Genomic DNA, 24,802 nt, shown 5'->3' on the forward strand with positions numbered 1-24,802 from the left:
GTTGTCTCCGCGCACTCATGCGCATCCATATGGACGGAGAGATACCCCTCATCCGGCGCTTCGCGCCACCTTCTCCCCCATCCGCCTTCGCCAAGGCTTCGGCGGACATGAGGGGAGAAGGGAAGGAAGAACCTCAATTCGCCGCAGACCTCGCCGCGGCCGGCATGTAGATCTGCGCGTAGCCTTCCTTGATCGCGGAGGTGATGCGGTCGAGGCGGCGGTCGATGTGCTTTTCCAGCACTGACACGCAGGCCTCCTCGTCGCGCGCCTTCAGTCCTTCGACGACTGCGCGATGCTCGGCCTGGGTGTTGGAGCGATTGATGCGGTCCATGTCGATCCAGCGCACGAAGCGGATGCGGGCGTTGACGTTGCGCAGCACGCGCAGCATCTCGGCGTTGTTCGACATCCCCATCAGCCGCTCGTGAAAGGTCTCGTCGAGTTCGACCAGCTCCACCGACGAACGCTCACCGGGATCGGGACCGGTGGCTTCGAGGAATTTCAGGAGCGCATCGATGTCCTCGTCCCTGGCGCGCTTGATGGCGAGGCGGATCGAGGCGACCTCGATCGATTTGCGCAGCTCGTAGAGATCGAAGATCTCGTGGGCGTCGAGCTCGCGGCAGAAGAAGCCCTTGCCCGGCGTGAAGCGCAGGAAGCCTTCGGTGTTGAGGCGGTTGAGCGCTTCGCGCAGCGGCGTGCGGCTGACGCCGAGGCGCTTTGCCAGCTCGCCCTCGTTGAGCCGTTCGCCCGGCTTGAACTCATAGCTCACGGCCATCGCCTTGAGCTGTTCATAGACGCGATCGACGATACTATCGGAAGCCAGTTCCACGTTGCTCTTCACTGCATTCATACCCGAACACAGCCCAATATACCGGGGCTGTACGGACGATTGCAATCCAAACAGCTGCCTAGCACATCTTGTGCAGAGCTTTGCGACAGCCGGACTCAGGCAAACGCGCGCGGGCGCAGTCCAGCATGAAACCAGGTGATCATGGAATAGACGTCGTAGACCGGCAGTCCAACTTCGGCCTGCAGGGCTGCCGCATAAGGCGGCATGTTGGTGCATTCGAGCACGATGGCGCCGACATCCGGGTTTTTCGCAACCAGCTCCTTGCCTGCCTCGACCACGTCACGCTCGGCCTGGGCCACATCCATGTCGTCCTTCTCGGCCTTGATCAGGACGCGAAAGAATTCCTTGCCGTGCTCGGTCCCGACCAGTGGCGTATCGAGCGGCACGCCGGCGCCTTCGAGATGGGCCGGCGTCAAGGTCGAGCCTGACACCGTGACGAGGCCGACGCGCTTGCCCGGCGGCAAGGTCGCCTGCACCCACGGCACCTGCATCAGCGACGAGGTCGCAACGGGAACACCGACGGCGGCTGCGATCTCCTTCTGAAACAGCGAGAGGAAGCCGCAATTGGTGGTGATGGCTTCCGCGCCCAGCCGGACCAGGTCCTTCGCCGCATCGATGAAGTCAGGCAGCAGGCCGGCGGCGCCCTTCAGCACTACCTTCTCCGGCGACGCGCCGCTCACCACGCGATAGAGCACGGGGAACGGCCAGGTCGTGCCGTTGCCCATGTCGCCGGGAATGCGGGGAAAGCGCGCTTCCAGCATCAAGATGCCGAGCGGCGCGCCATAGATGGCCTTGCCGCCGCGGGCGATGCGAGAGGACGAGTTGGCTGGATAGGTCATGGTGCGTTCTCAGAGGAAACGAGTGGGCGCGAACGGCGCGAGCGGAATCTCCGGCTGCTTGCCGCTCAGGAGCTGCGCGACGAGACGGCCGGTGCGGGCCGATCCGACCAGGCCGACATGGCCATGGCCGAAGGCGTAGACGATGTCGCGCGAGGCGCGCGCATGGCCGATGCAGGGCAGGCCATCGGGCATGCTCGGCCGATGACCGAACCAGGTCTTGATGCGCGAGGGCGGAATGTCCTTCGGCAGTTTCGGGAACATGCTGAAGAGGTTGTTGCGCAGGATCTCGGCGCGCTTCCAGTTCGGCGCGGCCTCAAGGCCGGCGATCTCGACCGTGCCGGCGGCGCGCAGGCCCTTGTCGGTCCAGTTCACCACCATGCTGACGTCGGACGCCATCATCGAGCTGCGCGGACCCGATTCCGGGTTCTCGATCATGACGTGATAGCCGCGCTCGGTCTCGAGCGGCAAGGGATCGCCGACCGATGCGGTGAGCTGCTTTGACCGCGCGCCGGCGGAGACCACCGCGGCATCGCAAGCAATCTCACCGGTTTCGGTGAGAACGGCAACGAGCTTGTCGCCTGAAAGCTTCAGACCGGTCGCCCTGGCATGAACGAGCTTGGCACCGCTCGCGAGCGCATGCTGGGCCAGCGCCGCAACGTAAGCGCCGGGATCGCGGCAGCGGCCGGCTTCCTCCACCACCACGCCAAACGTGTAGCGCGGATGCAGATCCGGCTCGCGCTGACGCATCTCGTCGGCGTTGAGCTCCAGCCATTCGACGCCGACCTTCTTGCGCAGGCGCCAGCCGAGATTGCTGTCGAAATTGCCGCGTGACGGGAATACGTGCATCACGCCGTTGCGCTCGACCAACTCAGGCACGCCCGCTTCTTCCGCGAGCTTCTTGTGCAGCAGCGGCGCGTCCTTCAGCAGATCGCGCAGCGCAAACGCCGTCTTCTCGACCCGTGCCTCGGTCCAGCCCGAGAGCAAATACTTGATCAGCCAGGGCAGCGCCTTCGGCAAGTAAGACCAGCGGATCGCGAGCGGGCCGAGCGGGTCCATCAGATAACCCGGCACCTTCTTCCAGAGGCCCGGCTCGGCCGGCGGAATCACCGAATGCGAGGAGAGCCAGCCGGCATTGCCATAGCTCGCCGCCTGTTCGCCACCGGGCTCGCCCGCGTCGATCAAGGTGACGCGATGACCCTCGCGTAGCGCCTCGATGGCGCTGACCACGCCGACCGCGCCGGCTCCGATGATGGCGACGTGGCGGCCTTCGGGCATCGCTTAGGCCTTCACCGCGGGCGTGAAATCCTTGCCGACCGAGATCGCCCTGGAATCGATGATGCAGTGGAGGATCGACGGCTTGCCCGAGGCCAGGGCGCGCTCAAAGGCCGGCGCGAACTCTTCGGTCCGCTCGACGCGCTCGCCATGGCCGCCGAACGCCTTGGCGTACATCGCGAAGTCGGGGTTCTTGAGCTGGGTTCCGACGACGCGGCCGGGATAATCCCGCTCCTGGTGCATGCGGATGGTGCCGTATTGCGAATTGTCGACGACGATGACCACGAGCGGCGCATCGTACTGCACGGCTGTCGCGAATTCCTGGCCGTTCATCAGGAAGCAGCCATCACCGGCAAAGGCGACGACGACGCGATCCGGATATTGCCGTTTTGCGAGCACCGCCGCCGGTACGCCATAGCCCATCGAGCCCGAGGTCGGCGCGAGCTGGGCGGCAAAGCTGTGGAAGCGGTGATGACGATGGATCCAGCCGGCGTAATTGCCGGCGCCGTTGCAGACGATCGCGTCCTTCGGCAGGCGGTCGCGCAGCCAGGTCATGACCTGGCCGTACTGGAATGTGCCCGGCAGCTCACGCGCCTTGTCGGTCCAGGCGAGGTAATCGGCATGCGCCTTGGCGGCCTCGCCCTTCCAGGCAACGGCGCCAGCGGGCTTCAGCGTCTCGACGGCGGCGGCGAACGCGGCGGGCGTCGCCTGGATCGCGAGCGCCGGCTGATAGATGCGGCCGAGCTCTTCGGAGCCCGGGTGCACGTGGATCAGCTTCTGCTGCGGGGTCGGAATGTCGAGCAGCGTGTAGGACGAGGACGGCATCTCCGACATGCGGCCGCCGATGAGGAGAAGGACGTCGGCGCTATCGATACGCGCCTTCAGGCCCGGGCTCGGCCCGATGCCGAGATCGCCGGCATAATGCGAATGATCGGCGTCGATCAGCGAGGCCCGGCGGAACGAGGTCGCGACCGGCAGGTCGAACCGTTCGGCAAAGCGCGCGATGCTCTTGGTCGCCTCATCCGTCCAGCGCGAGCCGCCGAGGATAACGAGCGGCGCCTTGGCGCTTGCGAGCATGGCGCCGACGCGCTCGATATCTGATGGTGCCGGCCAGCTCACGGCCGGCTCGATGCGCATAGCGTCCGCAACGGCCGCCGTCTCGGTCAACATGTTCTCCGGCAGCGCGATTACCACGGGACCCGGACGGCCCTGCATGGCGACGCGGAAGGCACGCGCGACCAGCTCCGGAATGCGATCGGGGCGATCGATCTCGACGGCCCATTTCGCCATGGTGCCGAACACCGCCTTGTAGTCGAGCTCCTGGAACGCCTCGCGCTCGCGCATGCCGGTGTCGACCTGGCCGACGAACAGGATCATCGGCGTCGAATCCTGCATCGCGATGTGGACGCCGTGGCTCGCATTAGTGGCGCCCGGGCCGCGGGTGACGAAGCAGATTCCGGGACGGCCGGTAAGCTTGCCATAGGCTTCCGCCATCATCGCAGCACCGCCTTCGGCGCGGCAGATCACGACGTCGATCGGGCTGTCATGGAGCGCGTCGAGCGCCGCGAGGTAGCTCTCGCCCGGCACGCAGGTGACGCGCTCGACGCCTTGGGCGACGAGCTGATCGACCAGGATCTGGCCCCCGGTGCGGGTGTTGCGAATGGTCATGACAGCTCCCTGCAGGCTTTGGCGATGCGCATCACGGCCTCGCGCAAGTTTTGTTCCGAGGTGGCGTAGGACAGGCGGAAATAAGGTGCAAGGCCGAAACAGCTGCCCGGCACCACGGCCACGTCATGCCTCTCCAGCAGGAAGCGGCAGAACGCGGCATCGCTGTCGATAACGGTCCCATCCGGCGTGCGGCGGCCGATCAGGCCGGCGCAGCTGGCATAGGTATAGAACGCGCCTTCCGGCCGGCGGCAGGTGACGCCATCGATGGCGTTGAGCGCATCGACCACGATGTCTCGGCGGCGCTGGAACGCGGTGCGACGCTCGATCAGGATGCCTCGCGGCCCCGTCAGCGCGGCGATCGCGGCGGCCTGGCTCACCGAGGAGGGATTGGTCGTGCTCTGGCTCTGCACCACCGCCATCGCTGCAATCAATTCGCGCGGACCGCCGCCATAGCCAACGCGCCAGCCGGTCATGGCGTAGGCCTTGGAAACACCATTCACGGTCAGCGTGCGTGATTTCAGGCTCGGCTCGAGCGCCGCTGCGGTCACGAACGGCATGCCGTCATAAATCAGGTGCTCGTAGATGTCGTCCGCCATCAACCAGACATGCGGATGGCGCTTGAGCACATCCAGGATCGGGCGAAGCTGCGCGGCCGAATAGGCGGCTCCGGTCGGATTGGACGGCGAGTTCAGCAGCAGCCAGCGCGTCTTCGGCGTGATCGCGCGTTCGAGATCGGCGGCGTCGAGGCGAAAGCCGTTCTCTTCGCGGCAGGGCACGTCGACCGGCGTGCCGTCGGCGATCCGCACCATGTCGGCATAGCTGGTCCAATAGGGGGCGGCGAGGATGACCTCGTCATCTGGACTTAAGCTCGCCATGAAGGCGTTGTGGATCACCTGCTTGGCGCCGGCGCCTGCGGTGATCTCGTCGGCGGCATAGACGAGATCGTTCTCGCGGCGGAATTTCTCGGCGATGGCCGCCTTCAATTCCACGGTGCCGTCGAGGATGGTATATTTGGTCTGGCCGGCGCGGATGGCGCGCATCGCCGCGTCCTTGGCATGATCGGGCGTATCGAAGTCAGGCTCGCCGGCGCCCAGCACGATCACCGGTCGCCCCTCACGCTTCAGCCGCTGCGCGACTGCGCCGATCTTCAAGATCTCGGAGACACCGATCGCGCTGATCCGTTGCGCAGGGCGGAAGCTCGATGCGGGCGCCTGGACAGTCACGGCCGAGCCTTTACTTGCGTGCGGCGATCGCGATCACCTCGATACGGTAGGCGGGATCGGCAAGCTCGACCTTGCCGCAGGCGCGGGTCGGCGTGTTGCCCGGCACGACCCAGGCATCATAGACCGCGTTCATGGCGTCGAAGTCGTCCATGTTCCTAAGCCAGACCTGCACGCTGAGCAGGCGCGACTTGTCGGTGCCGGCGCGCGACAGCATGTCGTCGACCTTCGCCAGCGCCTCTTTCGTTTGCTGGGTGATATCGGCGGCCTTGGTGTCCGCCACCTGACCAGCGAGGAAAACGAGATCGCCGAACACGGAAGCGCGGCTGCGGCGGGCGTTCTGGTCGATGCGGGTGATATCCGACATGGGATGTCCTTAACTTTACTTGCCGGTGGCGATGATGCGGCGGCAGTGGTCGAGCGCCGCGCCGATGAGGTTGTCGCTCGCCTCGGGCGTGCGGAACGCCGAATGCGCCGACAGCGTCACGTTCGGCAGCTTGGTCACGGGATGACCGGCGGGCAGCGGCTCGACGGTGAAGACGTCGAGGCCGGCATGGCCGATGTGGCCGGAGCGTAGCGCGTCGAGCATTGCGTCCTCATCGACCACAGCGCCGCGCGCCGTGTTGATCAGGATGCTGCCGGGGCGCATCTGCGCGATGCGCTCGCGCGACAGGAAGCCTTTGGTCTCGTCGTTGAGCAAGAGATGCAGCGAGATGACATGGCTTTCGGCAAGCAGCTTCTCCAGCGAGACGAACTCGACGCCGGGATGGGTCTTCGGCGTCCTGTTCCAGGCGATCACCTTCATGCCGCAGCCCGCCGCCATCCGCGCGGCTTCCGCAGCAATGCCGCCAAAACCGATCAGGCCGAGCGTCTTGCCGGTGAGCTGCATCGCATCACGGCGCAGCCAGTTGCCCTCGCGCATACCGCGGTCCATCTCGCCAAAATTTCGCGCAGACGCCCACATCAGCGCGATCGAGCATTCGGCAACGGCCGTATCGCCATAACCCTTGATGGTGTGGACGGAGATGCCGCGCTCAGCGAGCTCTTCCGGATTCATGTAGCTGCGCGCGCCGGTGCCGAGGAAGACGACGTGCTTCAGCTTCGCGCATTTCTCGGCAATCGCTGATGGCACCGCGGTGTGGTCGACGATCATGATCTCGGCATCGCCGAGCAGGCCGGGCAGATCGTCGGGCTTGATCGAGGGATTGCGGTTGATGCTGACCGGCAGGCTCGCAGAGCGCAGCAGCTTGTCGGTCACCGCTGCCAGGGTCTCGTTCGCATCGACGAATAGGGCGCGCACAGGCCTCTCCTTCAGATCACTTCCATGTTGCGTACAGTCTTGTATTCAGACTTAAATGCAATTTACAACCCCTCCCCATCAGGAATTTTACGCAATCCTGCCAAGATATTGGGCTCATTTCTGCCTTGCCGCCCAAACGGTCAGCAAATCAAAATACCGGATTGCATTTTATCCTGAATACAGAAATAGTCCAGCGGCCGGAGACGATCCGACCCAAATTCCAGGGAGACAGAAACCATGAATCGCAGGGACGCTCTCACCACTGTCGCGCTGGCAGGCGCAGCGATTGCCGCCGCGAGCAGCTCGGCCAGGGCCGACGCACCGACCTCGACGCTCGACCGCATCAAGAAGAATGGCGTGCTGCGCGTCGCCGTCATCGTCGGCCAGGAGCCCTATTTCCATAAGGACCTCGCCACCAACGAATGGTCGGGCGCCTGCATCGACATGGCCAAGGACATCGCCGGCAAGTTGGGCGCCAAGCTCGAGACGCTGGAATCGACCTGGGGCAACCAGATCCTCGACCTCCAGGCCGACAAGGTCGACCTCGCCTTCGCCGTGAACCCGACGCCGGAACGCGCGCTCGTCATCGACTTCTCGACCCCGATCCTGGTGCACTCCTTCACCGTCATCACCAAGAAAGGCTTCGCCAAGCCGCAGACCTGGGCCGAGCTCAACAAGCCCGAGGTCAAGATCGCCGTCGACATCGGCTCGACCCACGAGACGATCGCGCGCCGCTACTGCCCGAAGGCGACCATCCTCGGCTTCAAGAACCGCGACGAGGCGATCCTTGCCGTTGCGACCGGACGTGCCGACTGCAACGTCTCGCTGGCGGTGCTTTCCGTCTCGACGCTGAAGAAGAACCCGAACCTCGGCGATCTCGCCATTCCGCGGCCGCTGCTGACGCTGCCGACCAACATGGGCATCCGCGCCGAGAGCGATCGCCGCTACAAGGATTTCCTCAGCGCCTGGGCCGACTACAACCGCTCGATGGGCCAGACCCGCGACTGGATGCTGAAAGGCTTCGAGGCCGTCGGCCTCACCGCCGACGATCTTCCGGCCGAAGTGCAGTTCTGATCGGCCATGTATGTCTGGGACTTCGCGGCGCTCAAGCCGTATTGGGGCCTGATCTGGCAAGGGCTCCTGGTCACCGTGTATTACACGGTGACCACGGTGGTCGCGGGTCTCGCCATCGGACTGTTCGTCGGCATCCTGCGCACGACGGCACCACGCTGGGTCACGGTGCCGTTGCGTCTCTATATCGAGGTGTTCCGCTGCACGCCGCTGCTGGTGCAGCTGATCTGGGTCTACTACGCCCTGCCCGTGCTGATCGGCGTCGACATGTCGCCGGCGATGGCCTGCTTCATCGCGCTATCGCTCTATGCCGGCTCGTTCTATGCGGAAATCTTCCGTGGCGGCATCGAGGCCGTCGACACCGGCCAGTGGGAAGCCGGCCGCGCCATCGGCATGCGCCGCGGCAAGATCTTTCGCCGCATCGTACTGCCGCAGGCAACCCAGGTGATGATCCCCTCCTTCATCAACCAGACCATCATGCAGCTCAAGAACACCTCGCTGGTGTCGGTGGTCGCGGTCGGCGACCTGCTTTACCAGGGCACTGTCATCACGGCGTCAAGCTACAAGCCGCTCGAGGTCTACACCACGATTGCCGTGCTCTATTTCGTCGTGCTGTTCCCGCTGACGCTGGTCGCTGATAGGGTCGAGCTGAAGATGGGAGCGCACCGATGAGTGCTCTGATCGCTGACAACATCCACAAGGCGTTCGGCGACCACGAGGTGCTCAAGGGCGTATCGCTCTCGGTCGCACGCGGCGAGGTCGTCACCCTGATCGGCGCCTCCGGCTCCGGCAAGTCCACCTTCCTGCGCTGCCTGAACCTCCTGGAAATGCCGCAGCAGGGTGAGCTTGCCATCGGCACGCACAAATTCGCCTTCGGCAAGGGCATGCGCGCCGCCGGCGATGCCCAGCTCGCGCTGCTTCGCCGCAGCGTCGGCATGGTGTTCCAGCATTTCAACCTGTTCCCGCACATGTCGGTGCTCGGCAATGTCACCGAAGGGCCGGTGCAGGTGAAGGGCATGGCGCAGAACGAGGCCAACGCGCTCGGCCGCGATCTGCTCGCCAAGGTCGGCCTCGCCGACAAGGCCGACGCCTTTCCGAGCCGCCTGTCCGGCGGCCAGAAGCAGCGCGTCGCGATCGCGCGTGCGCTCGCGATGAGGCCAGACGTGATGCTGTTCGACGAGCCGACCTCGGCGCTCGATCCCGAGCTTGTCGGCGAAGTCCTCTCCGTCATCCGCAGCCTTGCGAGCGAAGGCATGACCATGGTGCTGGTGACGCACGAGATGGCCTTCGCCGCCGACGTCTCCACCCGCGTCGGCTTCATGAACGACGGCATCTTGGCCGAGATCGGCACGCCCGAAGAGACCATCCGCCAGCCGCGCAGCGAGCGGCTGAAGGCGTTCCTGGCCCGGTTTCACGAGACGCATTAGACTGCCGTCACGACCATCCCAGATCGGTGGGTAGATTATGAAACTTCGCGGCGGCTTCACGAATTACGGCGAGACGATCGGCATCCTGATGCTCGATACCCGCTTCCCTCGCCCGCGCGGCGACATCGGCAATGCGCTCTCCTATGATTTCCCGGTGCGCTACAAGATCGTGCGCGGCGCACACGCCACGAGGATCATGGGCGACCATCCCGATCCCGCCCTGCTCGAGCCGTTCGTCGCGGCGGCCCGCGAGCTGGAAGCCGACGGCGTCAAGGCGATCACGACGAGCTGCGGCTTCCTCGCGCCATTTCAGCAGCAGCTCGCGGCTGCCGTGAACATCCCGGTCTTCACCTCCAGCCTGATCCAGGCGCCGTTGATCCATGCCATGCAGCCGCCGGGCAAGGTCATCGGCATCTTCACCGAACGCGGCCACCACATGAACGAGGGGCATTTCCGCGGTGTCGGCTGGTCGCCGGACGAGATCCCCGTCCAGATCCAGGGCATGAAGCCCGATGCGCAGTTTCCCGCAACCTACATTCTCGGCCGCGAGGAACTGGACACCGACGTGCTGCGCGCCGAGATGATCGAGATGACGGAAGCCTTCATGGCGTCCTGCAGAAACCCGGGTGCGATCCTGTTCGAGTGCACCAACATGTGCCCGTTCTCGCGGGACGTCGCCGAGGTGTCGGGGCTGCCGGTGTTCGACATCAATACATTGATCAACTTCTTCTACCGCGCAGCCCATCCCGTGCCGTTCCTGCGCTAGACGGACACAGAGTTCACCGCAAATGCGCTAGAGCATGATGAAATAGGTTTGGCCGGCGGCCTCGGTGCTCACCTCTCCCCACCGGTCGCGTATGAGGTGCCCTCAGCCACTGGCAGCGGCGCGATAGCCGCCTCCGCAGACGTCCGGGTTGTGCCCAATTGCGGACATCCGGATCGCGGCAAGGTGAGCCAATAGGTTGATTTATCTCAAGACTGCAGTCGGAGCGCGAGCTAGCATATCTTCGCAAGGCAGCGATACGTCCAGACAATCGGGAGGTAAAGCATGTACCGGCATATTCTCATTCCGACAGACGGGTCTGAGCTAGCGGAGCGTGGGGTGGCGCAGGGGTTGGCGCTGGCGAAATCCCTTGGAGCCACCGTATCTTTCATCTTCGTTGTGGAACAATTTTCCGAAGTGTCAGGCCGGTTCCTTGAAGCAATCGCAACATATGCTGAGCTGCGCAAGGAACAGGCCAAGAGCGTACTGGACGGTGCGGCAAATGCGGCCAAAACGGCCGGTATTTCCTGCGAGACGATTCAAGTGGAGAGCGGGCAACCCCATCAGGCCATCGTCGCAGCAGCCGCGGATAAGGGCTGCGATCTCATCGTCATGTCGTCGCATGGGCGCGGCGGACTTTCCGCGCTTCTCATCGGGAGCGTGACGAACAAGGTGCTGACGCACGCGAAGACCCCCGTCCTGGTCTGTCCATGAATATGCAGCCCCCTGTTGAAGTCAAACCAGCGCGCCGGAAGATGGCGACAAGGCCGTCGAGAAACGGAGTCTCCAAATGTACACCCGGATTCTCTTAAGCACAGACGGATCGGACGTCGCGAGAAACGGCATCAAGCATGGGATTGCTTTGGCAAAGGCCTTGAAGGCCAAAGTGACAGTCATCGCCGTGACGGAATCACTGCCGATCGACTACGGGAGCGGACACGCCTCGGGATGGATACCGTCGCAGCAGGAAATTGATAGCTTTGACGCTGCCTGCAAGGAACGTGCGGGCAAATTCCTCGATGAAGCGCGTGCCATGGCAGAGCAGGCCGGGATATCTGCAGAGCTCCTGCATGTCCCAAATGCACACCCGGCCACCACGATTATCGCAACGGCAAAGTCCGCAGGTTGCGACTTGATCGTCATGGGCTCTCATGGGCGCCGGGGTCTCAAGAAGCTATTCCTTGGAAGTCAAACATCGGAAGTCCTGGCGGACGGAAGCGTGCCGGTGCTGGTCGTGCACTGATTCCGGAGAAACACTGCGCTTGGGAACGCACAACAAGCACGCTGAACATGCCGGCCCAAAAGTTCGACTGCGCTCGCTGGAGCGTGCTTGTTCGACCTTACGTCCCGCGAGGACGCGCGAAAGGATACCGTCATGATCGAGCTCACGGTCAATGGGATCAAGCGCCAGCCGTGGGCCTGCTGGAGCATCTGCGGCACGATGCATCATTGAACGGCTTCATCCCGCGCGGATGGGCACCCGGTGCCGGCCGCACGACCCCGCCGGGCACGTTTGAGGATCATGTCAAGGATATGGCCCTGTGGGGCGCTGCAGGACAACCGTGTCCGAACTGACGGTCTTGCTTTTGCTGTAGCAGCAAGCCTACTCGCGCTGCTGTTGAACCCAACCCGTCGCAATCGCACTCGCCCAGATGAGCATGCCTTTGCTGCGCGCCAGTGCCGCCATGGCCGTGGTGTCGTAGGGCACGTAGCGGATCGTCGCGGACCAGCCTGCGCCGGCATGCTCCAGAATTGCGTAGCACGCGTGAGGCGTGCCGACTTCGACCACGTAGGGGACAGGCACTTTCCCGTCATAGCCGGGCAACCCGACGCTGCCGGGATTGACGACCAGCCGCCCATCCCTCAAACGCACCACGCGCGGAATATGGGTGTGGGCGCACAGGATGATCTCGGCGTCGATCCCCTCAGCTTCAGCCTCGATCGCGTCGATGCCGCTCGGACGTGGGCAGCCGTCGTCGGCGATGTGGTCGAGCCAGAAAGCTGCGTCATCCCTTGGCGATCCATGGCACAGGAACACCCGTTCCTTATACGTGAGCGTGGACGGCATGCTTGCCATCCACTCGAAATGCTTGCGCTCGAGCTGACGGAAATCGCTGCGAGCGGAGCCGCCGGCCTGCCAGAGCTCGACGAGGATTCGATCCTGGTCGCCCCGGATCGACGGAAAGCCTCGCGCCATCAACAGGTCCGCGGTCTTGGCCGCCTCGAGCGGGCCACTGACGTGGTCGCCGAGGTTCACGACCTCGTCGATGCCGAGCATGGCAATGTCCGCAAGGACGGCTTCAAGTGCCGGACGATTCCCATGCACGTCCGCGATGGCAGCAAATCTCATAGGGCCCCTCCCATTCGGAATGGCCGATTGTTCTCGCTATGCGGGGAATGCAGGACTGGCTAGTCAATTTAGCTACGTCTCTTTAGCTGCATTTGTAGAAGCGCCCGCAAGCTGAGGATCAAATCGGCGCTGGCAGAAGAATTACACGATCGTGGTTGCCAGGCAAGCGATGCGAGTTACGAACTGTCGCGGCAATGCCGACGTGACCTCGGGAAAATAACGCGCTACGTTTCCCGGACAAGACCAAGAGGAAACGCCAATCGTGTACGACTTCATTATCGTCGGCGGCGGCTCGGCGGGGTCCGTGCTGGCCCACCGGCTCTCCGCAAAGAGCGCCAACAAGGTCCTGCTGTGCGAGGCCGGACAGGACACACCGCCCGGCAACGAGCCAGCCGAGATCAGGGACAGCTATCCGGGCACGGCCTATTTCGATCCCCGCTTCCACTGGACCGAACTCAAGGTCACGACCCAGATCGTCAGCCACAACAATCCCAACGAAGCGCGTCCTCCCCTGCGCAAATACGAGCAGGCGCGCGTGCTCGGCGGCGGCTCGTCGATCAACGGCCAGATGGCCAACCGCGGCGCACCGACCGACTACGATGAATGGGACGCGCGGGGCGCCGACGGCTGGAGCTGGAACGACGTACTGCCCTTCTTCAAGAAGGTCGAGCGCGACCTCGATTTCGACGGGCCGTACCACGGCAAGGACGGTCGAATTCCGGTACGCAGAATTCCGCGTGAACACTGGACGCGGCATTCGCAGGCGTTCGCCGACGCCTTCCAGCAGGCCGGCCATCGGTTCGTGCCGGACCAGAACGGCGAGTTCGTCGACGGCTATTTTCCGGTGACGCATTCCAATCAGGCCGAGCAACGCGTCTCGGCCGCGATGGGTTATCTCGATCGTGACACGCGCAAGCGCGCCAATCTCACCATCTCCACCAACACGCAGGTGAGAGGGCTGCTGTTCGAAGGCACGCAATGCGTCGGCGTGAAGGCGATGGTCGACGGGCGGGAACAGGAATTCCGCGGCCGCGAGATCATCCTCTCCAGCGGCGCGATCCATTCGCCGGCGCATCTCCTGCGCGCCGGCATCGGCCCGGTCGGTCACCTCAAGGATATGGGCATTCCGGTCCTGATGGGACTGGCAGGCGTCGGCCAGCGCCTGATGGATCATCCTTCGATTTCGCTGTCGTCCTTTGTCCGCCGCGGCGCGCGCATGAACGAGCACACCAGGCGCCACATGCAGCTTGGCCTGCGCTATTCATCCGGGCTGTCGGGCGTACCGAAGGGCGACATGTTCGTCGTTCTGCTCAGCAAATCGGCCTGGCACGCGGTCGGCGAGCAGATCGGCTCGCTGCTGACCTTCGTCAACAAGACCTATTCCGAGACCGGACAGGTCAAGCTCGCCTCGCGCGATCCCGCCGCCGAGCCGATCGTCGAGTTCAATCTGCTGTCCGACCGCCGCGACCTCGATCGCCTGATGAGCGGCTTCCGCAAGATGGCGGCCGTGCAGATGAGCGACGCGGTCAAAGCGGTGACGGACAAGCCGTTTCCGGCCGCCTATACGGACAAGGTGCGCAAGATCGGCGTGGTCAATACCAAAAACAGGATCCTGACCAAGATCGCCGCGACCTTGATGGACGGGCCGGCGGCGCTGCGCCACTACCTGATCGACAATTTCGTCGTCGAAGGTTTTACCTTCGACCAGGTGATGAACGACGACGATGCGCTGGAAGCCTTCGTCCGCAAGGCGACCATCGGGGTGTGGCACGCCTCGTGCTCATGCCGCATGGGCCGCGCCGACGATCCGATGGCGGTGGTCGATAGTCAAGGCCGCGTCAAAGGCGTTCAGGGCCTGCGCGTTGTCGACGCCTCGATCTTTCCGGTGGTGCCATGCGCCAACACCAATTTTCCGGTGCTGATGTCGGCGGAGAAGATCGCTGCGGCGATGGTACAGTGAACGCTAGCGACTGCCGGGCAAATGGAGGGATCAATGGATTGCACCATCCGCCCGGCGCGCGAAGAGGACAGCGGCGAAATCAGCGCCGTCATTCTGCGCGCACTGCGCGAGACAAATGCGAGGGATTACACAGACGAGATCATCGAGCGGGTCGAGCATAACTTCAGCCCGACCGCCGTTCTGGAACTGATCCGCAAACGCACGGTCCTTGTTGCCGCCGTCGGCAGCCGCGTCGTTGGAACGGCGAGCCTCGACGAAAGCGTCGTCCGCACGGTCTTCGTGGCTCCCGACGTTCAGGCCCAGGGGATCGGCAAACGGCTGATGGCCGAGATCGAGCGCATCGCGCGCGAGCGAGAGATCGCGTCGTTGACCGTCCCGTCTTCAGTCACCGCTGAATCCTTCTATGCTCGGCTCGGGTTCAAGGCTGTGCGCGACAGCTACTATGGCGACGAACGCACAATCATCATGGAGCGATCGCTCGCTGCCCCTATGTAGGCCTGGATTGGCTCGCAGGCAGCCATGCCGCGGGCCGAGCGAACGTCCACGTCAGACCGTACGTTGGGTGGCGGTGACAGTTGGGACGAATGGCCATGCCAACATTGCAAGCTCTACGACGCGGCGAAGCTCGCCGACAGTCGCGCCAGCTTGTGGCAAATTCATTATCGCCTGCAACACACCAAGGTAGTGCCACGCTAATCCGTCGATGTCCGCCGTCGCTGCCAATTCTCCACTTGCGACCGCCTCGCGTAAAATGCCGCCGAGGATCGCGCGCTGCCGCATAAGTCCCTGCCGAGCGACCGACTGGCCTGCCGGAGGCAAATCGACCATCTCAGCGCACGATCGGGCCAGCATGCATCCCGCGGGCCGCGCCGTCTTGCCTTCTCTGGGGAGGAATTCCCGCAACAGCGCTTCGAGCTGTTTGCGCTTCGTCTCGCCTCGAACAGCGCTCATGCGCCGCTCGACGCGCGCGACGTAAGTCGAAAGGACCTCCCCGAATAGCCCGTCCTTGTCTTGAAATCGCTTGTACATACTGGACCGCGACAAGCCCATCGCCGTCGTCAGTTGATCGATCGACGAGGCCGAATAGCCGTGACGCCAAAACACATCCATCGCGGAATTGATCACGGCATCGTCATCGAATTGGGGTTTTCCACTCATGCCATTCCCGCTTGACATCATGGAACGATCGTTCCAAGTATCTTGAACTGATCGTTCCAAGATACGAAAGGTTATCCGGATGTTCAACCCCTCCCAGCGCAGCGCCGGCCGTACGCGCATTGCGGTTGCGGGAGCCACAGGTCGTGTGGGCTCCGCCTTGATTTCGAAACTGTTCACGGAACCGGTTGAGATCGTGGCATTGACCCGCACGTCGGATGCTGGACGTCTGCCGTCCGGAGTTTCGCTTGCGACCGTGGACTTCGACGCGCGATCGACTTTGGACAACGCGCTGCGCGGAGCTGACCGTCTGTTCCTCGCGCACGGCACGTCCCCCCGGCAAGTCGCCAATGAAATTGCGCTGATCGACGCAGCCGTGGCCGCCGGCGTTGGCCACATCGTCAAATTGTCCGTGTTGGGACCACCGTCTCGGTTACATCCTTTCGACTGGCATGCGCAAATTGAGGCGCATCTTGCGACCTGCGACGTAGGCTTCACGGTTTTGCGGCCATCGAGTTTCGTCGATATCCTAGCGCGGGCTGGCGCTCCCGTTGCCAATGACGCATGGGGCGGAGCAGCCGGCGATGGATTGGTCAACCTGATCGACACCCGCGATGTGGCAGACTCGGCTTTCGCTGTCCTTCTCGACGACGCGCACTTAACGTCTCAGCGCGCCTATCATCTGACCGGGCCAACCGCGGTAAGCATGCCTGGGATAGCAAATGAAATGTCCAGATTGCTTGGACGTGTCGTCACATATCAGCACCGAAGCCCTGCGGAGCAGCGTGAGAAGCTAATCGCGTCGGGACTCAACGAATTTGTCGCCGACCTGCTGCTCGGTCTGGATCGCCTTTTCTACGAATCGGTCCTCGCAGAAACCACGTCAACTGTTCGCGCGTTGACGGGCCACGCTCCGCGCCCGGTAACCGATTGGCTGGGCGACAACATCTCCGTGTTTCAGAAATAGCTCAAGCTGAGGCGACGCATCATGGATTCTCATCTCATGGTGCTGCCTTGCTACATCGCAGTCTCGGCTTGGGCCCCGCCGGACTGCGCCAATAACTCCGCCCACACGCGGAAGCGCGCGCCGTCGTTGAGCGGCACGATGTGAAACGGCTGGCCGAAGATCGCGAGTGGCTCATGGCCCGGCTCGAACCGCGGCCAGGCTTGCGCGACATCCGGCCTGCCAGTCGTGACGAAGCGCAGCACGCTCGCCTGAAACCGCGCGGCGACATCGATGTCGGCCGGCGTCATCGGCCCGCCCTTGCGCCTGAGGATCGGCCGATCGATGAAATCAGGCAGATGCGCCCACAGGCAGGCATTGTCCGCGCCATGGGTTGGTCCCTGCGACAGGAACGGCTCCAGCGCCGGGCGATGATCGAACCGGCTCAACCAGACCGCTCCGCCCGCCGCAGCATGACGCCGCGCGAGATCGGCCATGGGGCGATGCCAGAACGCATCCGACAGCAGCGCCTCGTACGGATCCTCGTCGAGGCGCGCGGTGGCGCGATAATAGGACAGCAGGCGACACCAGCCGGCATCACCGAAGGCGGTACGCACCTGGCGTTCGGTGGTGCGGATCATCGCGGCCGGCGGCGCGCTCTTCAGGAACATCACCATCTCATCGCGGCAGGAGCCGAGCCAGAGCGGAATGTCGCGCAAAGTTCCATCGGTGAAGACGTCGCGCGGCTCGCGCGGGATGACCGTGCCGTCGAGCACCGGACCGAACACGGTGCCTGCGTCCGTCTCGTCCGCGAGCCTGCGTCCGACGCGCTCTATCGCCGCGAACAGCTTTGGCAGCGGCACGGACGCAATCGCGCTGGGATCGCGCGCCAGCTCGAGCTCCTCGAGCGCGTGGCGCGCGACATCGTCGGCGTGACCTGCACTCATGATGTCGCGCCCGGGCGCGCTTAGCGCGAGCGCACGGATAAACTTGCCTCTTGCCTGCGGCAGGGTTGCGAGCGCGGTCACCATGGAGGCGCCGGCGGATTGTCCCGACAGCGTAATCGCATCCGGATCGCCGCCGAAGTTCGCGATGTTGGCACGGACCCAATCGAGCGCTGCGAGCGTATCCTGGAGCGCGAGGTTGTTGGCTTCGGTGAGGCCGTAACGATGCAGTTGCAGGAAGCCGAGCGGCCCGAGCCGGTAGTTGATGGTGATGATGACGGCCGGGCCGTGCGCGGCGAGGAAGGAGCCGTCATAGTCGGCACCGCCGCCGGTGACGAAGGCGCCGCCATGGATGAAGAACTTGACCGGCAGCGGGTGATCCGCCGCCGGCGCCCAGATGTTCAGGCTGAGACAGGATTCCTCATCAGCATGATCGAGATGGTCGGGCTGCGGCGCATAAGCGCCGTAGTCCGTGCATTGGCGCGGCTGCGTCCACGCGAGCGGCGGTGTCGCTCTGGCAAAGCGCCGCGCGGTCGCGAACGGCACGCCCTTGAAGGCGCGCAGGCCGGGCTGCTCGGCGCCGATGATCGGCCCGCTGGTGGTCGAAACTGCGTTGGCCAACATGCGATCGCAATCCTGTCTGTCGTTCAAGCGCGCTGCTTGCCGAGATCGGCGATGTCGACATTGTGGGTTTCGCGCGCGGTGGCCGCTGATGCCGCCGAGATCACGCAGCAGCAGGCAACGAAGATTGCCACGGGAATCCAGCCGTTCGGCCCCTCGCCGACCAGGCTCGCACTCACCAGCGGCGTGAAGCCGGCGGCGAGGAAGCCGAGCTGCGTGCCGATCGCCGTGCCGGAGTAACGCACGCGCGCGTCGAACATCTCCGCATAGAACGACGGCCAGATCGCGTTCGGCGCGGCGTAGATGATGCCCGAGAGGATCATCGCCGCGGCGAAGATCGCCAGCGTATTCCCCGATGTCACCAGCATGAAATACGGGAACACCAGCACGGCACAGCCGAGCACGCCACCGATGAACACCGGCTTGCGGCCGATCCTGTCGGCCAGCAGCGCCCACAACGGCTGGGTGACCAGCGCCGTGACATTGCCGAGCACGCCGGCCCACAGCATGGTCGGGCGCGCGACCCCGAACTTGCTGGTGGCATAGCCGAGCGCGAACACCGCGGTCATCGTGCTCACGGTGGCGATCAGCGCGCAGACGATGACGCGAAGCACGTCTGGCCAGTAGTCGCGCAAGAGCGTAACGACGGGGAAGCGCGCCACCTGCGCCTTGTCCTTGATGTCTTCGAAGACGGGCGTTTCCGGCATGGTCCTCCGCACAAGGTAGGCGACCAGCAGCACGAGCGCGGAGAGCAGGAACGGAATGCGCCAGCCCCAGCTCAACAACTGGTCTTCCGGCAGACTCGACACCGGGATGAACACCAGTGTTGCAAGGATCGCGCCGGCCTGGGTGCCGCTCAGGGTCCAGCTCGTGAAGAAGGCGCGGTTCGAATTGGCGGAATGCTCCAGCGTCAGCGAGTTGGCTCCGCTCTGCTCGCCGGCAGCCGACAGGCCCTGCAACAGGCGGAGCAGCGTCAGGATGACAGGCGCGGCGTTGCCGATCGTCTTGGCATCCGGCAACAGGCCGATCGCCAGCGTCGAGCCGCCCATCAGCACCAGCGTAAACAAGAGCACCGTCTTGCGGCCGATACGGTCGCCGAAATGGCCGAGGATGACGGCGCCCACGGGCCGCGCAACATAGCCGATACCGAAGGAGAGCAGCGCGAGCAGCGTCGCGGTCGAGGGATCGACATTGGCGAAGAACACTTTTGGAAAGATCAGCGCCGCCGCGGTGCCGTAGATGAAGAAGTCGTAGTATTCGAGCATGCTGCCGACGAAGCTGACCAGCGCGGCGCGCTTCGGCAGCTTGTTCGGCGTGGCTTCCGCGCTGGATGATGCGCGCAGCGGTGCGGTTGACGTCAACGTCATTGAAAGCTCCTCCCCATGTGGCCCGTGCGGTTCGCGTCAGGCAGATCGCCTCGCGCGCGTTTTCTGGTTCTGGTTGCCGCAACTTTGGTCTGGAGCGATAATGTACGAACTAGTACGTTTATGCAATACGCATTGGATCAGTGCCCGGACGGGTGAAATTTGCCTTCACCTTCAAGGTGATCCGTGGAAACTGGCGGGAGAAACAGTGATGCTCGAGTGCATGCCGCCCCCATCGAAGCGCACCAACGACCCCGAGCGCACCAAGCGCGACATCCTCGAAGTGGCGATGGCCGAATTCGCCTCGGAGGGCTATTCCGGCGCCCGCGTCGATGCGATCGCGGCGCGCACGCGTACGTCGAAGCGGATGATCTATTACTATTTCGGCGGCAAGGAGCAGCTCTATCTCGCGGTGCTGGAGGAGGCCTATCGCAGCATCCGCGCGCTGGAGGACCAGCTCGACATCGGAAGCTGCGACGCCCGCGAGGGATTGCGCCGGCTGATCGAGGCAACCTTCGACCATGACGAGCGCAATCCGAACTTCATCCGCCTCGTCAGCATCGAGAACATCCACCACGGCAAGCACCTGAAGCAGAATCTGCAACTGCGCCAGCTCAACGCCAGCGTGATCGCGACACTCGACGGCATCCTCGAACGCGGCCGCGGCGAAGGCGTCTTCCGCGGCGACGTCGATGCCATCGACCTGCACCTCGCCATCTCCTCCTACTGCTTCTTCCGCGTCGCCAACCGCCACACCTTCGGCGCCCTGTTCGACCGCGACCTCAGCGAGCCCAGGGTGCTGGCAAAGAGCAGGACGCAGATCGTGGATATGATCCTGGCGTGGCTGGCGGCGACGGCTTAACAGCCACCACACACTCGCTGTCATTCCCCGCGAAGGCGGGGAATCCAGTACGCCGCGGCCTCTCGACTCAATCACCACCCTCTCGGAGTACTGGATCGCCCGCCTTCGCGGGCGATGACACCGAGGGCGAAGCGACAGCGCCCCTCACCCGCCTTTCTTCCCCCGCGTGCTCGCCAGCAGCACCAGCATGAACGACGCCGCCGTCATCAGCGTCGAGATCGCGGCAATGGTCGGGTCGATCTCGTCGCGGAGCGCAGTGAACATGCGCTTGGTCAGCGGCTGATACTGGCCGCCGGAGATGAACAGCGCGACGATGGTCTCGTCCATCGCCGAGATGAAGGCGAAGATGCCGCCCGCGACCACGCTCGACTTGATCTGCGGCAGCGTCACCGCGAAGAAGCTGCGCAGGCGATTCATGCCGAGGCTGCGCGCCACCAATTCCTGTGCCGGATCGAAGCTCTGCAGGCCCGCCAGCACCGAGATGACGACATAGGGCAAGCCCAGCATCACGTTCGCCAGCACGAGGCCGGGCATGGTCGCGACCAGGCCGACCTTTGCATAAACGAAAAAGATGCCGACCGCGGTGATGATGATCGGCACCACCAGCGGTAGCAGCAGCGCCATATGGATGATGCGCATGATGCGCAGCTTCGACTGGCTGATCGCGTAGGCCGCCGCAACCCCACATGGCGTTGCGATCAGGACCGTGAAGAACGCGACCGTCAGCGTCACCCGCGTCGCCTGCATCCAGGCCGGATTGGCGAAATATTGCTGGTACCAGCGCAGCGAGAACGACGGCGGCGGGAACGTCAGGAAACGCGCACTGGAAAACGAGATCGGCGCGATGATGAGTACGGGCAGGATCAGATAGACCAGCACCAGTGCGCTGATCACGTAGAGGACAATCCGTGCGGGCGAAGTGCGCGTCATTTCTGCCCCAACACGCGATCGAGCGAGAGGAAGCGGCTGACGGCGAAGAAGATCAGGAGCACGCTGAGGAGCAGCACCACGGCGACCGCGCTCGCGGCACCGAACTGGTTGTAGAGCTCGACATTGCGGCTCACCAGCATCGACACCATCACGGTTCGGCCGCCGCCGAGCAATTCCGGCGTGATGTAGAAGCCGAGGCAGAGCACAAACACCATGGTGCAGCCGGCAAGCACGCCCGGCAGCGACAGCGGCAGGAACACGCGGAAGAAGGTGAGCGACGGGCTCGCCCCCAGGCTCGCGCCGGCCTGCATCAAATCACCGGGGATCTTCTGCATGGTGGCATAGAGCGGCAGCACCATGAACGGCAGCAGGATGTGCACGGTCGCAACCACCGTGCCGAACGTGTTGTGCACCAGCGCGAGCGGCTCAGAGATGACATCGAGATAGCGCAGAAACTGATTGATCACGCCGGTGCGCTGGAGCAGCGCCAGCCAGGCATACGCGCGCACCAGCACGGACGTCCAGAACGGCAGCACCACCAGCGACAGGATGAGGATGCTCCAGCCTTTCGGCACGGCATTGGCGAGGTAGGCCACGGGATAGCCGAGCAGCAGCGCGATCACGGTGACCGCGAGGCTGATCTCGAAGGTCAGCGCAAAGCTGCGCCAGTAGATGTCTTCCGTGAAGACCCGGCGATAGTTCTCCAGCGTAAAACCGTCATGGTAGATCGACTGCCAGGCGAGCCAGCCGACCGGCAGCACGATCAGGAGAAGAATCACGAGCAGCGCCGGCGACACCAATGCCAGCATCAGCGCATGCTCGCGGCGCTGATGCTTTTGGGAGGAATCTGGCACTGTTATCGTCAACGCTGCCTCGCTCACTTCTGCATGAAGGACGCCCAGCGCTTCTCGGCGGCCTCGCCTGAGGGCGAGGACCACCAGGCGTAGGACATCAGCGCCTGCTTGGCCGCGTTCGCCGGCTCGCTCGGCAATTGCGCGGCGCGCTCGGGTTTGATCACGCCGGTCTCGAACGCCTTCGGATTGCCCGGACCGTAGTCGATGTTGAGCGGCAGATTGGCCTGGTGCACGGGATCGACGGCCTCGTTGAGGAATTTCACCGCGGTATCGAGATTCGGCGCGCCCTTGAGGATGCAGAGCGAGGTGCTCTGAAGGACGCCCTGGTTGTAGGTGAACGACACCTTCGCGCCCTCCTTGGCCACCGCGCTGACGCGGCCGTTCCACGCCATCTCCATGTCGACCTCGCCGTCATTGAGCAGCTGCGCCGACTGCGCGCCTGACGTCCACCACACCGTGATGTGCGGCTTGATCTCTTCCAGCTTCTTGAAGGCGCGGTCGACGTCGAGCGGGTAGAGCTTGTCCGGCGCGACGCCGTCGGCCATCAGCGCGGCCTCCAGCGTCGCGAACGGATGGTTGCGCAGCGCGCGGCGGCCGGGAAATTTCTTGACGTCCCAGAAATCGGCCCAGCTGTTCGGCGCATCTTTCGGGAAGGTCTTCTGGCTGTAGGACAGCACGCTGGAATAGAACTCGTAGGACACCGAATAGGGACTGCGATAGGCCTCCGGCATCGCCGCGCCGTTTGGAATCTTCGAGAAGTCGAGCTTCTCGATCAGCCCCTGCTCGCCGCCGCGCAGGCAGTTACCTGTCGGGGTATCCACCACGTCCCAGATCGGCTTGCCGCTGCCGACCTGCGTCTTGATCGCGGGCCAGGCGTCGGGAATGGAGTCCTGGTTGATGGTGATGCCGAGCTTCTTGGCGGAGGGGTCAAGGATCGCCACCGTCTGCGCCGCCTGATAGGCGCCGCCTTGCGAGACGAAGGTGATCTGCTCGACGGCGCGCGCCGCAGTGGTAAATCCGATTGCGCCCAGTACGGCGCAGCCCAATCCAAAATTCCGTGTCGTCGTCATCCTCGCCTCCTCCATCGCCAAAGAGATCTCACTGACCGATCGCATCGAGAAACTGGTACCAGCCGGCGACCATGCGCACGGCCGGCTCGCGCAGCGGATAGAACGGGATCGCCTTCATGCGCCTGATATCGAGCAGCCCGACCTCGGGCGTCTCGCCGCGGACAAAGGCGGCGAGATAGCGGCCCATCAGGCTCGACATCGCAACGCCCGCGCCATTGTAGCCCATCGAGACCAGCGTGCGGTCGTCGAGCCGGCCGATATGCGGCACCGAGTCCAGCGTCATGCCGACGAGGCCCGACCATGTGTAGGCGAGCGGCACATCGGCAAGATCCGGGAAGATGCCGACCATCGCCTTGCGCAAGGCGTCGAAGGCGGCTTGCGAGTCCTGCTTGCCGAAAGCACCGCGGCCGCCGAAGATGACGCGGTTGTCGACCATGCGGAACCAGCGCATCATGCGCTTGGTCTCGGTGTAGGTGCGCCCCGTCGGCATCAGCTTGCCCGCGAGATTGCGCGGCAGCTGCTCGGTCGCGACCATGGCGCTGCGGAACGGGATCAGCGTGCGCTGCATCTGCGCGGTCGCGCTGGTCAGGTCGGAATAGCTGTTGGTGGCGATGATCGCCTGTTTCGCGCGCACCGCGCCTTGCGGCGTCTCGGCGACGATGCCGCCATTCTCGCGCCGGAGCTTGACCACCGGCGACTCCTGGAAGATCGGAACGCCGCGGCTCACCACACCATTCGCGAGCCCGCGCAGATAGTTCAGCGGATGGATACCGCCGGAGCCGGGATTGAGCACGCCGCCGACAAAGATGTCGGAGCCGGTTTCGTCACGCACCCCGCGCTTGTCGAGGATGCGGACTTCGGCAGAGCCCATCTCGCGCGTCATCCAGTTGGCTTCGTCGATTGCGGCCTTCAGCGTCGTCTCGTTATGCGCGGCCTTGACCTGGCCCGTGCGCGTCAGCGCCGCGCTGGCGATGCCGAATTCGGACACCAGCTCCTCGACCATGTCAGTCGATTCATGCGCGATCTCGTACATGCGCTTCGCCATGGCGCGGCCGTGGGTGGCGTCGATCTCGCGGAACGACAGGCGAAACTTCGCGGTGATCACCCCGCCATTGCGCCCGCTTGCGCCCCAGCCGGGACGGTTCGCCTCCAGCACGATGGGGCTAAGCCCGCTCTTGGCGATGTGGTGCGCCGCGGAGAGGCCCGTGTAGCCCGCACCGATGATCACCACATCCGCCTGTCGCTCGCCCGACAGCACGGGAAACGCGCGCGCCGGCTCCGCCGTGGCTTCCCACAACGAGTTGGCCAATGGCAATGCGCTCCAGTCCCGTGTCATGCCGCC

Annotated in this window: 26 protein-coding genes; 11 read left to right on the forward strand and 15 right to left on the reverse strand. The window is 64.1% G+C overall.

Annotation, left to right across the window (positions count from 1 at the left end; genetic code table 11):
* Positions 1 to 133: 133 nt before the first annotated feature.
* From ACKWRH_RS36395 to ACKWRH_RS36425, 7 genes are all read right to left on the reverse strand, one after another.
* Entirely contained in the window at positions 134 to 826 is a 693-nt protein-coding gene (locus tag ACKWRH_RS36395; RefSeq protein WP_225005418.1) for a GntR family transcriptional regulator, read from the reverse strand.
* Between the two features lie 116 nt (positions 827 to 942).
* Complete coding sequence (locus ACKWRH_RS36400) at positions 943 to 1,686, reverse strand: aspartate/glutamate racemase family protein (protein ID WP_445217466.1); 744 nt, start codon at positions 1,684 to 1,686, stop codon at positions 943 to 945.
* A gap of 9 nt (positions 1,687 to 1,695) precedes the next feature.
* Positions 1,696 to 2,961, reverse strand: coding sequence for an NAD(P)/FAD-dependent oxidoreductase (locus ACKWRH_RS36405; protein ID WP_445217467.1), 1,266 nt, complete (start codon positions 2,959 to 2,961; stop codon positions 1,696 to 1,698).
* A 3-nt stretch (positions 2,962 to 2,964) separates the two neighbouring features.
* Positions 2,965 to 4,626 (reverse strand): thiamine pyrophosphate-binding protein, encoded by a 1,662-nt coding sequence (locus ACKWRH_RS36410; protein WP_445217468.1) that lies wholly within the window; start codon positions 4,624 to 4,626, stop codon positions 2,965 to 2,967.
* Complete coding sequence (locus ACKWRH_RS36415) at positions 4,623 to 5,849, reverse strand: pyridoxal phosphate-dependent aminotransferase (RefSeq protein WP_445217469.1); 1,227 nt, start codon at positions 5,847 to 5,849, stop codon at positions 4,623 to 4,625. Before ACKWRH_RS36415 ends, ACKWRH_RS36410 begins: the two co-directional genes overlap by 4 nt.
* A 10-nt stretch (positions 5,850 to 5,859) precedes the next feature.
* Positions 5,860 to 6,213 carry a RidA family protein gene (locus tag ACKWRH_RS36420; protein ID WP_445217470.1) on the reverse strand — a complete coding sequence of 118 codons (354 nt, stop codon included), beginning with the start codon at positions 6,211 to 6,213 and terminating at the stop codon, positions 5,860 to 5,862.
* 15 nt (positions 6,214 to 6,228) lie between these two features.
* Positions 6,229 to 7,146 (reverse strand): NAD(P)-dependent oxidoreductase, encoded by a 918-nt coding sequence (locus ACKWRH_RS36425; protein WP_445217471.1) that lies wholly within the window; start codon positions 7,144 to 7,146, stop codon positions 6,229 to 6,231.
* 237 nt (positions 7,147 to 7,383) lie between these two features.
* Between ACKWRH_RS36425 and ACKWRH_RS36430 the strand changes: the two genes are divergently transcribed.
* From ACKWRH_RS36430 to ACKWRH_RS36460, 7 genes are all read left to right on the forward strand, one after another.
* Positions 7,384 to 8,220, forward strand: coding sequence for a transporter substrate-binding domain-containing protein (locus ACKWRH_RS36430; RefSeq protein ID WP_445217472.1), 837 nt, complete (start codon positions 7,384 to 7,386; stop codon positions 8,218 to 8,220).
* Positions 8,221 to 8,226: 6 nt separating this feature from the next.
* On the forward strand, positions 8,227 to 8,889 hold the full coding sequence (locus tag ACKWRH_RS36435) for an amino acid ABC transporter permease (RefSeq protein WP_014492727.1): 663 nt from the start codon (positions 8,227 to 8,229) through the stop codon (positions 8,887 to 8,889).
* Positions 8,886 to 9,644: an amino acid ABC transporter ATP-binding protein gene (locus ACKWRH_RS36440; protein WP_445217473.1), complete on the forward strand. Its 759-nt coding sequence runs from the start codon at positions 8,886 to 8,888 to the stop codon at positions 9,642 to 9,644. The genes ACKWRH_RS36435 and ACKWRH_RS36440 overlap by 4 nt, the downstream gene beginning before the upstream one ends.
* 37 nt (positions 9,645 to 9,681) lie before the next feature.
* Positions 9,682 to 10,410: an aspartate/glutamate racemase family protein gene (locus ACKWRH_RS36445; RefSeq protein ID WP_445217474.1), complete on the forward strand. Its 729-nt coding sequence runs from the start codon at positions 9,682 to 9,684 to the stop codon at positions 10,408 to 10,410.
* Positions 10,411 to 10,692: 282 nt separating this feature from the next.
* Positions 10,693 to 11,121 carry a universal stress protein gene (locus ACKWRH_RS36450; protein WP_445217475.1) on the forward strand — a complete coding sequence of 143 codons (429 nt, stop codon included), beginning with the start codon at positions 10,693 to 10,695 and terminating at the stop codon, positions 11,119 to 11,121.
* A gap of 76 nt (positions 11,122 to 11,197) precedes the next feature.
* Complete coding sequence (locus ACKWRH_RS36455; protein ID WP_445217476.1) at positions 11,198 to 11,650, forward strand: universal stress protein; 453 nt, start codon at positions 11,198 to 11,200, stop codon at positions 11,648 to 11,650.
* Positions 11,651 to 11,737: 87 nt separating this feature from the next.
* Positions 11,738 to 11,860, forward strand: a complete 123-nt coding sequence (locus ACKWRH_RS36460) for a hypothetical protein (protein WP_445217477.1) — start codon at positions 11,738 to 11,740, stop codon at positions 11,858 to 11,860.
* 150 nt (positions 11,861 to 12,010) lie between these two features.
* On the opposite strand, the gene ACKWRH_RS36465 is transcribed toward ACKWRH_RS36460, so the two are convergent.
* On the reverse strand, positions 12,011 to 12,757 hold the full coding sequence (locus ACKWRH_RS36465; RefSeq protein WP_445217478.1) for a metallophosphoesterase family protein: 747 nt from the start codon (positions 12,755 to 12,757) through the stop codon (positions 12,011 to 12,013).
* A gap of 262 nt (positions 12,758 to 13,019) precedes the next feature.
* Here ACKWRH_RS36465 and ACKWRH_RS36470 point away from each other — a divergent pair, with 262 nt between their 5' ends.
* Both ACKWRH_RS36470 and ACKWRH_RS36475 read left to right on the forward strand, forming a co-directional pair.
* Positions 13,020 to 14,717 (forward strand): GMC family oxidoreductase, encoded by a 1,698-nt coding sequence (locus ACKWRH_RS36470; RefSeq protein WP_445217479.1) that lies wholly within the window; start codon positions 13,020 to 13,022, stop codon positions 14,715 to 14,717.
* 33 nt (positions 14,718 to 14,750) lie between these two features.
* Positions 14,751 to 15,212: a GNAT family N-acetyltransferase gene (locus tag ACKWRH_RS36475; protein WP_445217480.1), complete on the forward strand. Its 462-nt coding sequence runs from the start codon at positions 14,751 to 14,753 to the stop codon at positions 15,210 to 15,212.
* A gap of 51 nt (positions 15,213 to 15,263) precedes the next feature.
* Here ACKWRH_RS36475 and ACKWRH_RS36480 read toward each other — a convergent pair whose 3' ends face one another.
* A complete protein-coding gene (locus tag ACKWRH_RS36480) occupies positions 15,264 to 15,875 on the reverse strand; it encodes a TetR/AcrR family transcriptional regulator (RefSeq protein ID WP_445217481.1) in 612 nt (203 codons plus the stop codon).
* A 79-nt stretch (positions 15,876 to 15,954) separates the two neighbouring features.
* Between ACKWRH_RS36480 and ACKWRH_RS36485 the strand changes: the two genes are divergently transcribed.
* Positions 15,955 to 16,839, forward strand: coding sequence for an NmrA family NAD(P)-binding protein (locus ACKWRH_RS36485; RefSeq protein WP_445217482.1), 885 nt, complete (start codon positions 15,955 to 15,957; stop codon positions 16,837 to 16,839).
* A 50-nt stretch (positions 16,840 to 16,889) separates the two neighbouring features.
* Here ACKWRH_RS36485 and ACKWRH_RS36490 read toward each other — a convergent pair whose 3' ends face one another.
* Positions 16,890 to 18,383 carry a carboxylesterase family protein gene (locus ACKWRH_RS36490; RefSeq protein WP_445217483.1) on the reverse strand — a complete coding sequence of 498 codons (1,494 nt, stop codon included), beginning with the start codon at positions 18,381 to 18,383 and terminating at the stop codon, positions 16,890 to 16,892.
* Between the two features lie 23 nt (positions 18,384 to 18,406).
* Positions 18,407 to 19,747 carry an MFS transporter gene (locus ACKWRH_RS36495; protein WP_445217484.1) on the reverse strand — a complete coding sequence of 447 codons (1,341 nt, stop codon included), beginning with the start codon at positions 19,745 to 19,747 and terminating at the stop codon, positions 18,407 to 18,409.
* Between the two features lie 208 nt (positions 19,748 to 19,955).
* Here ACKWRH_RS36495 and ACKWRH_RS36500 point away from each other — a divergent pair, with 208 nt between their 5' ends.
* Positions 19,956 to 20,606: a TetR family transcriptional regulator gene (locus ACKWRH_RS36500; protein ID WP_445217485.1), complete on the forward strand. Its 651-nt coding sequence runs from the start codon at positions 19,956 to 19,958 to the stop codon at positions 20,604 to 20,606.
* A gap of 144 nt (positions 20,607 to 20,750) precedes the next feature.
* Here ACKWRH_RS36500 and ACKWRH_RS36505 read toward each other — a convergent pair whose 3' ends face one another.
* The 4 genes from ACKWRH_RS36505 to ACKWRH_RS36520 form a co-directional block, all read right to left on the reverse strand.
* Positions 20,751 to 21,536, reverse strand: coding sequence for an ABC transporter permease (locus ACKWRH_RS36505; RefSeq protein ID WP_445217486.1), 786 nt, complete (start codon positions 21,534 to 21,536; stop codon positions 20,751 to 20,753).
* The gene (locus ACKWRH_RS36510; protein WP_445222539.1) at positions 21,533 to 22,345 is read right to left on the reverse strand and encodes an ABC transporter permease; all 813 of its coding nucleotides are present in this window, start codon (positions 22,343 to 22,345) and stop codon (positions 21,533 to 21,535) included. The genes ACKWRH_RS36505 and ACKWRH_RS36510 overlap by 4 nt, the downstream gene beginning before the upstream one ends.
* Before the next feature lie 68 nt (positions 22,346 to 22,413).
* Positions 22,414 to 23,460, reverse strand: a complete 1,047-nt coding sequence (locus ACKWRH_RS36515) for an ABC transporter substrate-binding protein (RefSeq protein ID WP_445217487.1) — start codon at positions 23,458 to 23,460, stop codon at positions 22,414 to 22,416.
* Positions 23,461 to 23,488: 28 nt separating this feature from the next.
* Positions 23,489 to 24,796, reverse strand: a complete 1,308-nt coding sequence (locus ACKWRH_RS36520; protein ID WP_445217488.1) for an NAD(P)/FAD-dependent oxidoreductase — start codon at positions 24,794 to 24,796, stop codon at positions 23,489 to 23,491.
* Positions 24,797 to 24,802 lie beyond the last annotated feature (6 nt).

Source organism: Bradyrhizobium sp. Pa8 (assembly GCF_052588265.1).

What these genes read in the sequence shown, in the direction of transcription:
- ACKWRH_RS36515 (WP_445217487.1), bottom strand. Translation starts at nt 23,460, where the DNA reads ATGACGACGACACGGAATTTTGGATTGGGCTGCGCCGTACTGGGCGCA.
- ACKWRH_RS36490 (WP_445217483.1), bottom strand. Translation starts at nt 18,383, where the DNA reads ATGTTGGCCAACGCAGTTTCGACCACCAGCGGGCCGATCATCGGCGCC.
- ACKWRH_RS36510 (WP_445222539.1), bottom strand. Translation starts at nt 22,345, where the DNA reads ATGCTGGCATTGGTGTCGCCGGCGCTGCTCGTGATTCTTCTCCTGATC.
- ACKWRH_RS36445 (WP_445217474.1), top strand. Translation starts at nt 9,682, where the DNA reads ATGAAACTTCGCGGCGGCTTCACGAATTACGGCGAGACGATCGGCATC.
- ACKWRH_RS36405 (WP_445217467.1), bottom strand. Translation starts at nt 2,961, where the DNA reads ATGCCCGAAGGCCGCCACGTCGCCATCATCGGAGCCGGCGCGGTCGGC.
- ACKWRH_RS36475 (WP_445217480.1), top strand. Translation starts at nt 14,751, where the DNA reads ATGGATTGCACCATCCGCCCGGCGCGCGAAGAGGACAGCGGCGAAATC.
- ACKWRH_RS36520 (WP_445217488.1), bottom strand. Translation starts at nt 24,796, where the DNA reads ATGACACGGGACTGGAGCGCATTGCCATTGGCCAACTCGTTGTGGGAA.
- ACKWRH_RS36495 (WP_445217484.1), bottom strand. Translation starts at nt 19,747, where the DNA reads ATGACGTTGACGTCAACCGCACCGCTGCGCGCATCATCCAGCGCGGAA.
- ACKWRH_RS36420 (WP_445217470.1), bottom strand. Translation starts at nt 6,213, where the DNA reads ATGTCGGATATCACCCGCATCGACCAGAACGCCCGCCGCAGCCGCGCT.
- ACKWRH_RS36500 (WP_445217485.1), top strand. Translation starts at nt 19,956, where the DNA reads ATGCTCGAGTGCATGCCGCCCCCATCGAAGCGCACCAACGACCCCGAG.
- ACKWRH_RS36480 (WP_445217481.1), bottom strand. Translation starts at nt 15,875, where the DNA reads ATGAGTGGAAAACCCCAATTCGATGACGATGCCGTGATCAATTCCGCG.
- ACKWRH_RS36465 (WP_445217478.1), bottom strand. Translation starts at nt 12,757, where the DNA reads ATGAGATTTGCTGCCATCGCGGACGTGCATGGGAATCGTCCGGCACTT.
- ACKWRH_RS36450 (WP_445217475.1), top strand. Translation starts at nt 10,693, where the DNA reads ATGTACCGGCATATTCTCATTCCGACAGACGGGTCTGAGCTAGCGGAG.
- ACKWRH_RS36410 (WP_445217468.1), bottom strand. Translation starts at nt 4,626, where the DNA reads ATGACCATTCGCAACACCCGCACCGGGGGCCAGATCCTGGTCGATCAG.
- ACKWRH_RS36455 (WP_445217476.1), top strand. Translation starts at nt 11,198, where the DNA reads ATGTACACCCGGATTCTCTTAAGCACAGACGGATCGGACGTCGCGAGA.
- ACKWRH_RS36400 (WP_445217466.1), bottom strand. Translation starts at nt 1,686, where the DNA reads ATGACCTATCCAGCCAACTCGTCCTCTCGCATCGCCCGCGGCGGCAAG.
- ACKWRH_RS36505 (WP_445217486.1), bottom strand. Translation starts at nt 21,536, where the DNA reads ATGACGCGCACTTCGCCCGCACGGATTGTCCTCTACGTGATCAGCGCA.
- ACKWRH_RS36485 (WP_445217482.1), top strand. Translation starts at nt 15,955, where the DNA reads ATGTTCAACCCCTCCCAGCGCAGCGCCGGCCGTACGCGCATTGCGGTT.
- ACKWRH_RS36435 (WP_014492727.1), top strand. Translation starts at nt 8,227, where the DNA reads ATGTATGTCTGGGACTTCGCGGCGCTCAAGCCGTATTGGGGCCTGATC.
- ACKWRH_RS36430 (WP_445217472.1), top strand. Translation starts at nt 7,384, where the DNA reads ATGAATCGCAGGGACGCTCTCACCACTGTCGCGCTGGCAGGCGCAGCG.
- ACKWRH_RS36440 (WP_445217473.1), top strand. Translation starts at nt 8,886, where the DNA reads ATGAGTGCTCTGATCGCTGACAACATCCACAAGGCGTTCGGCGACCAC.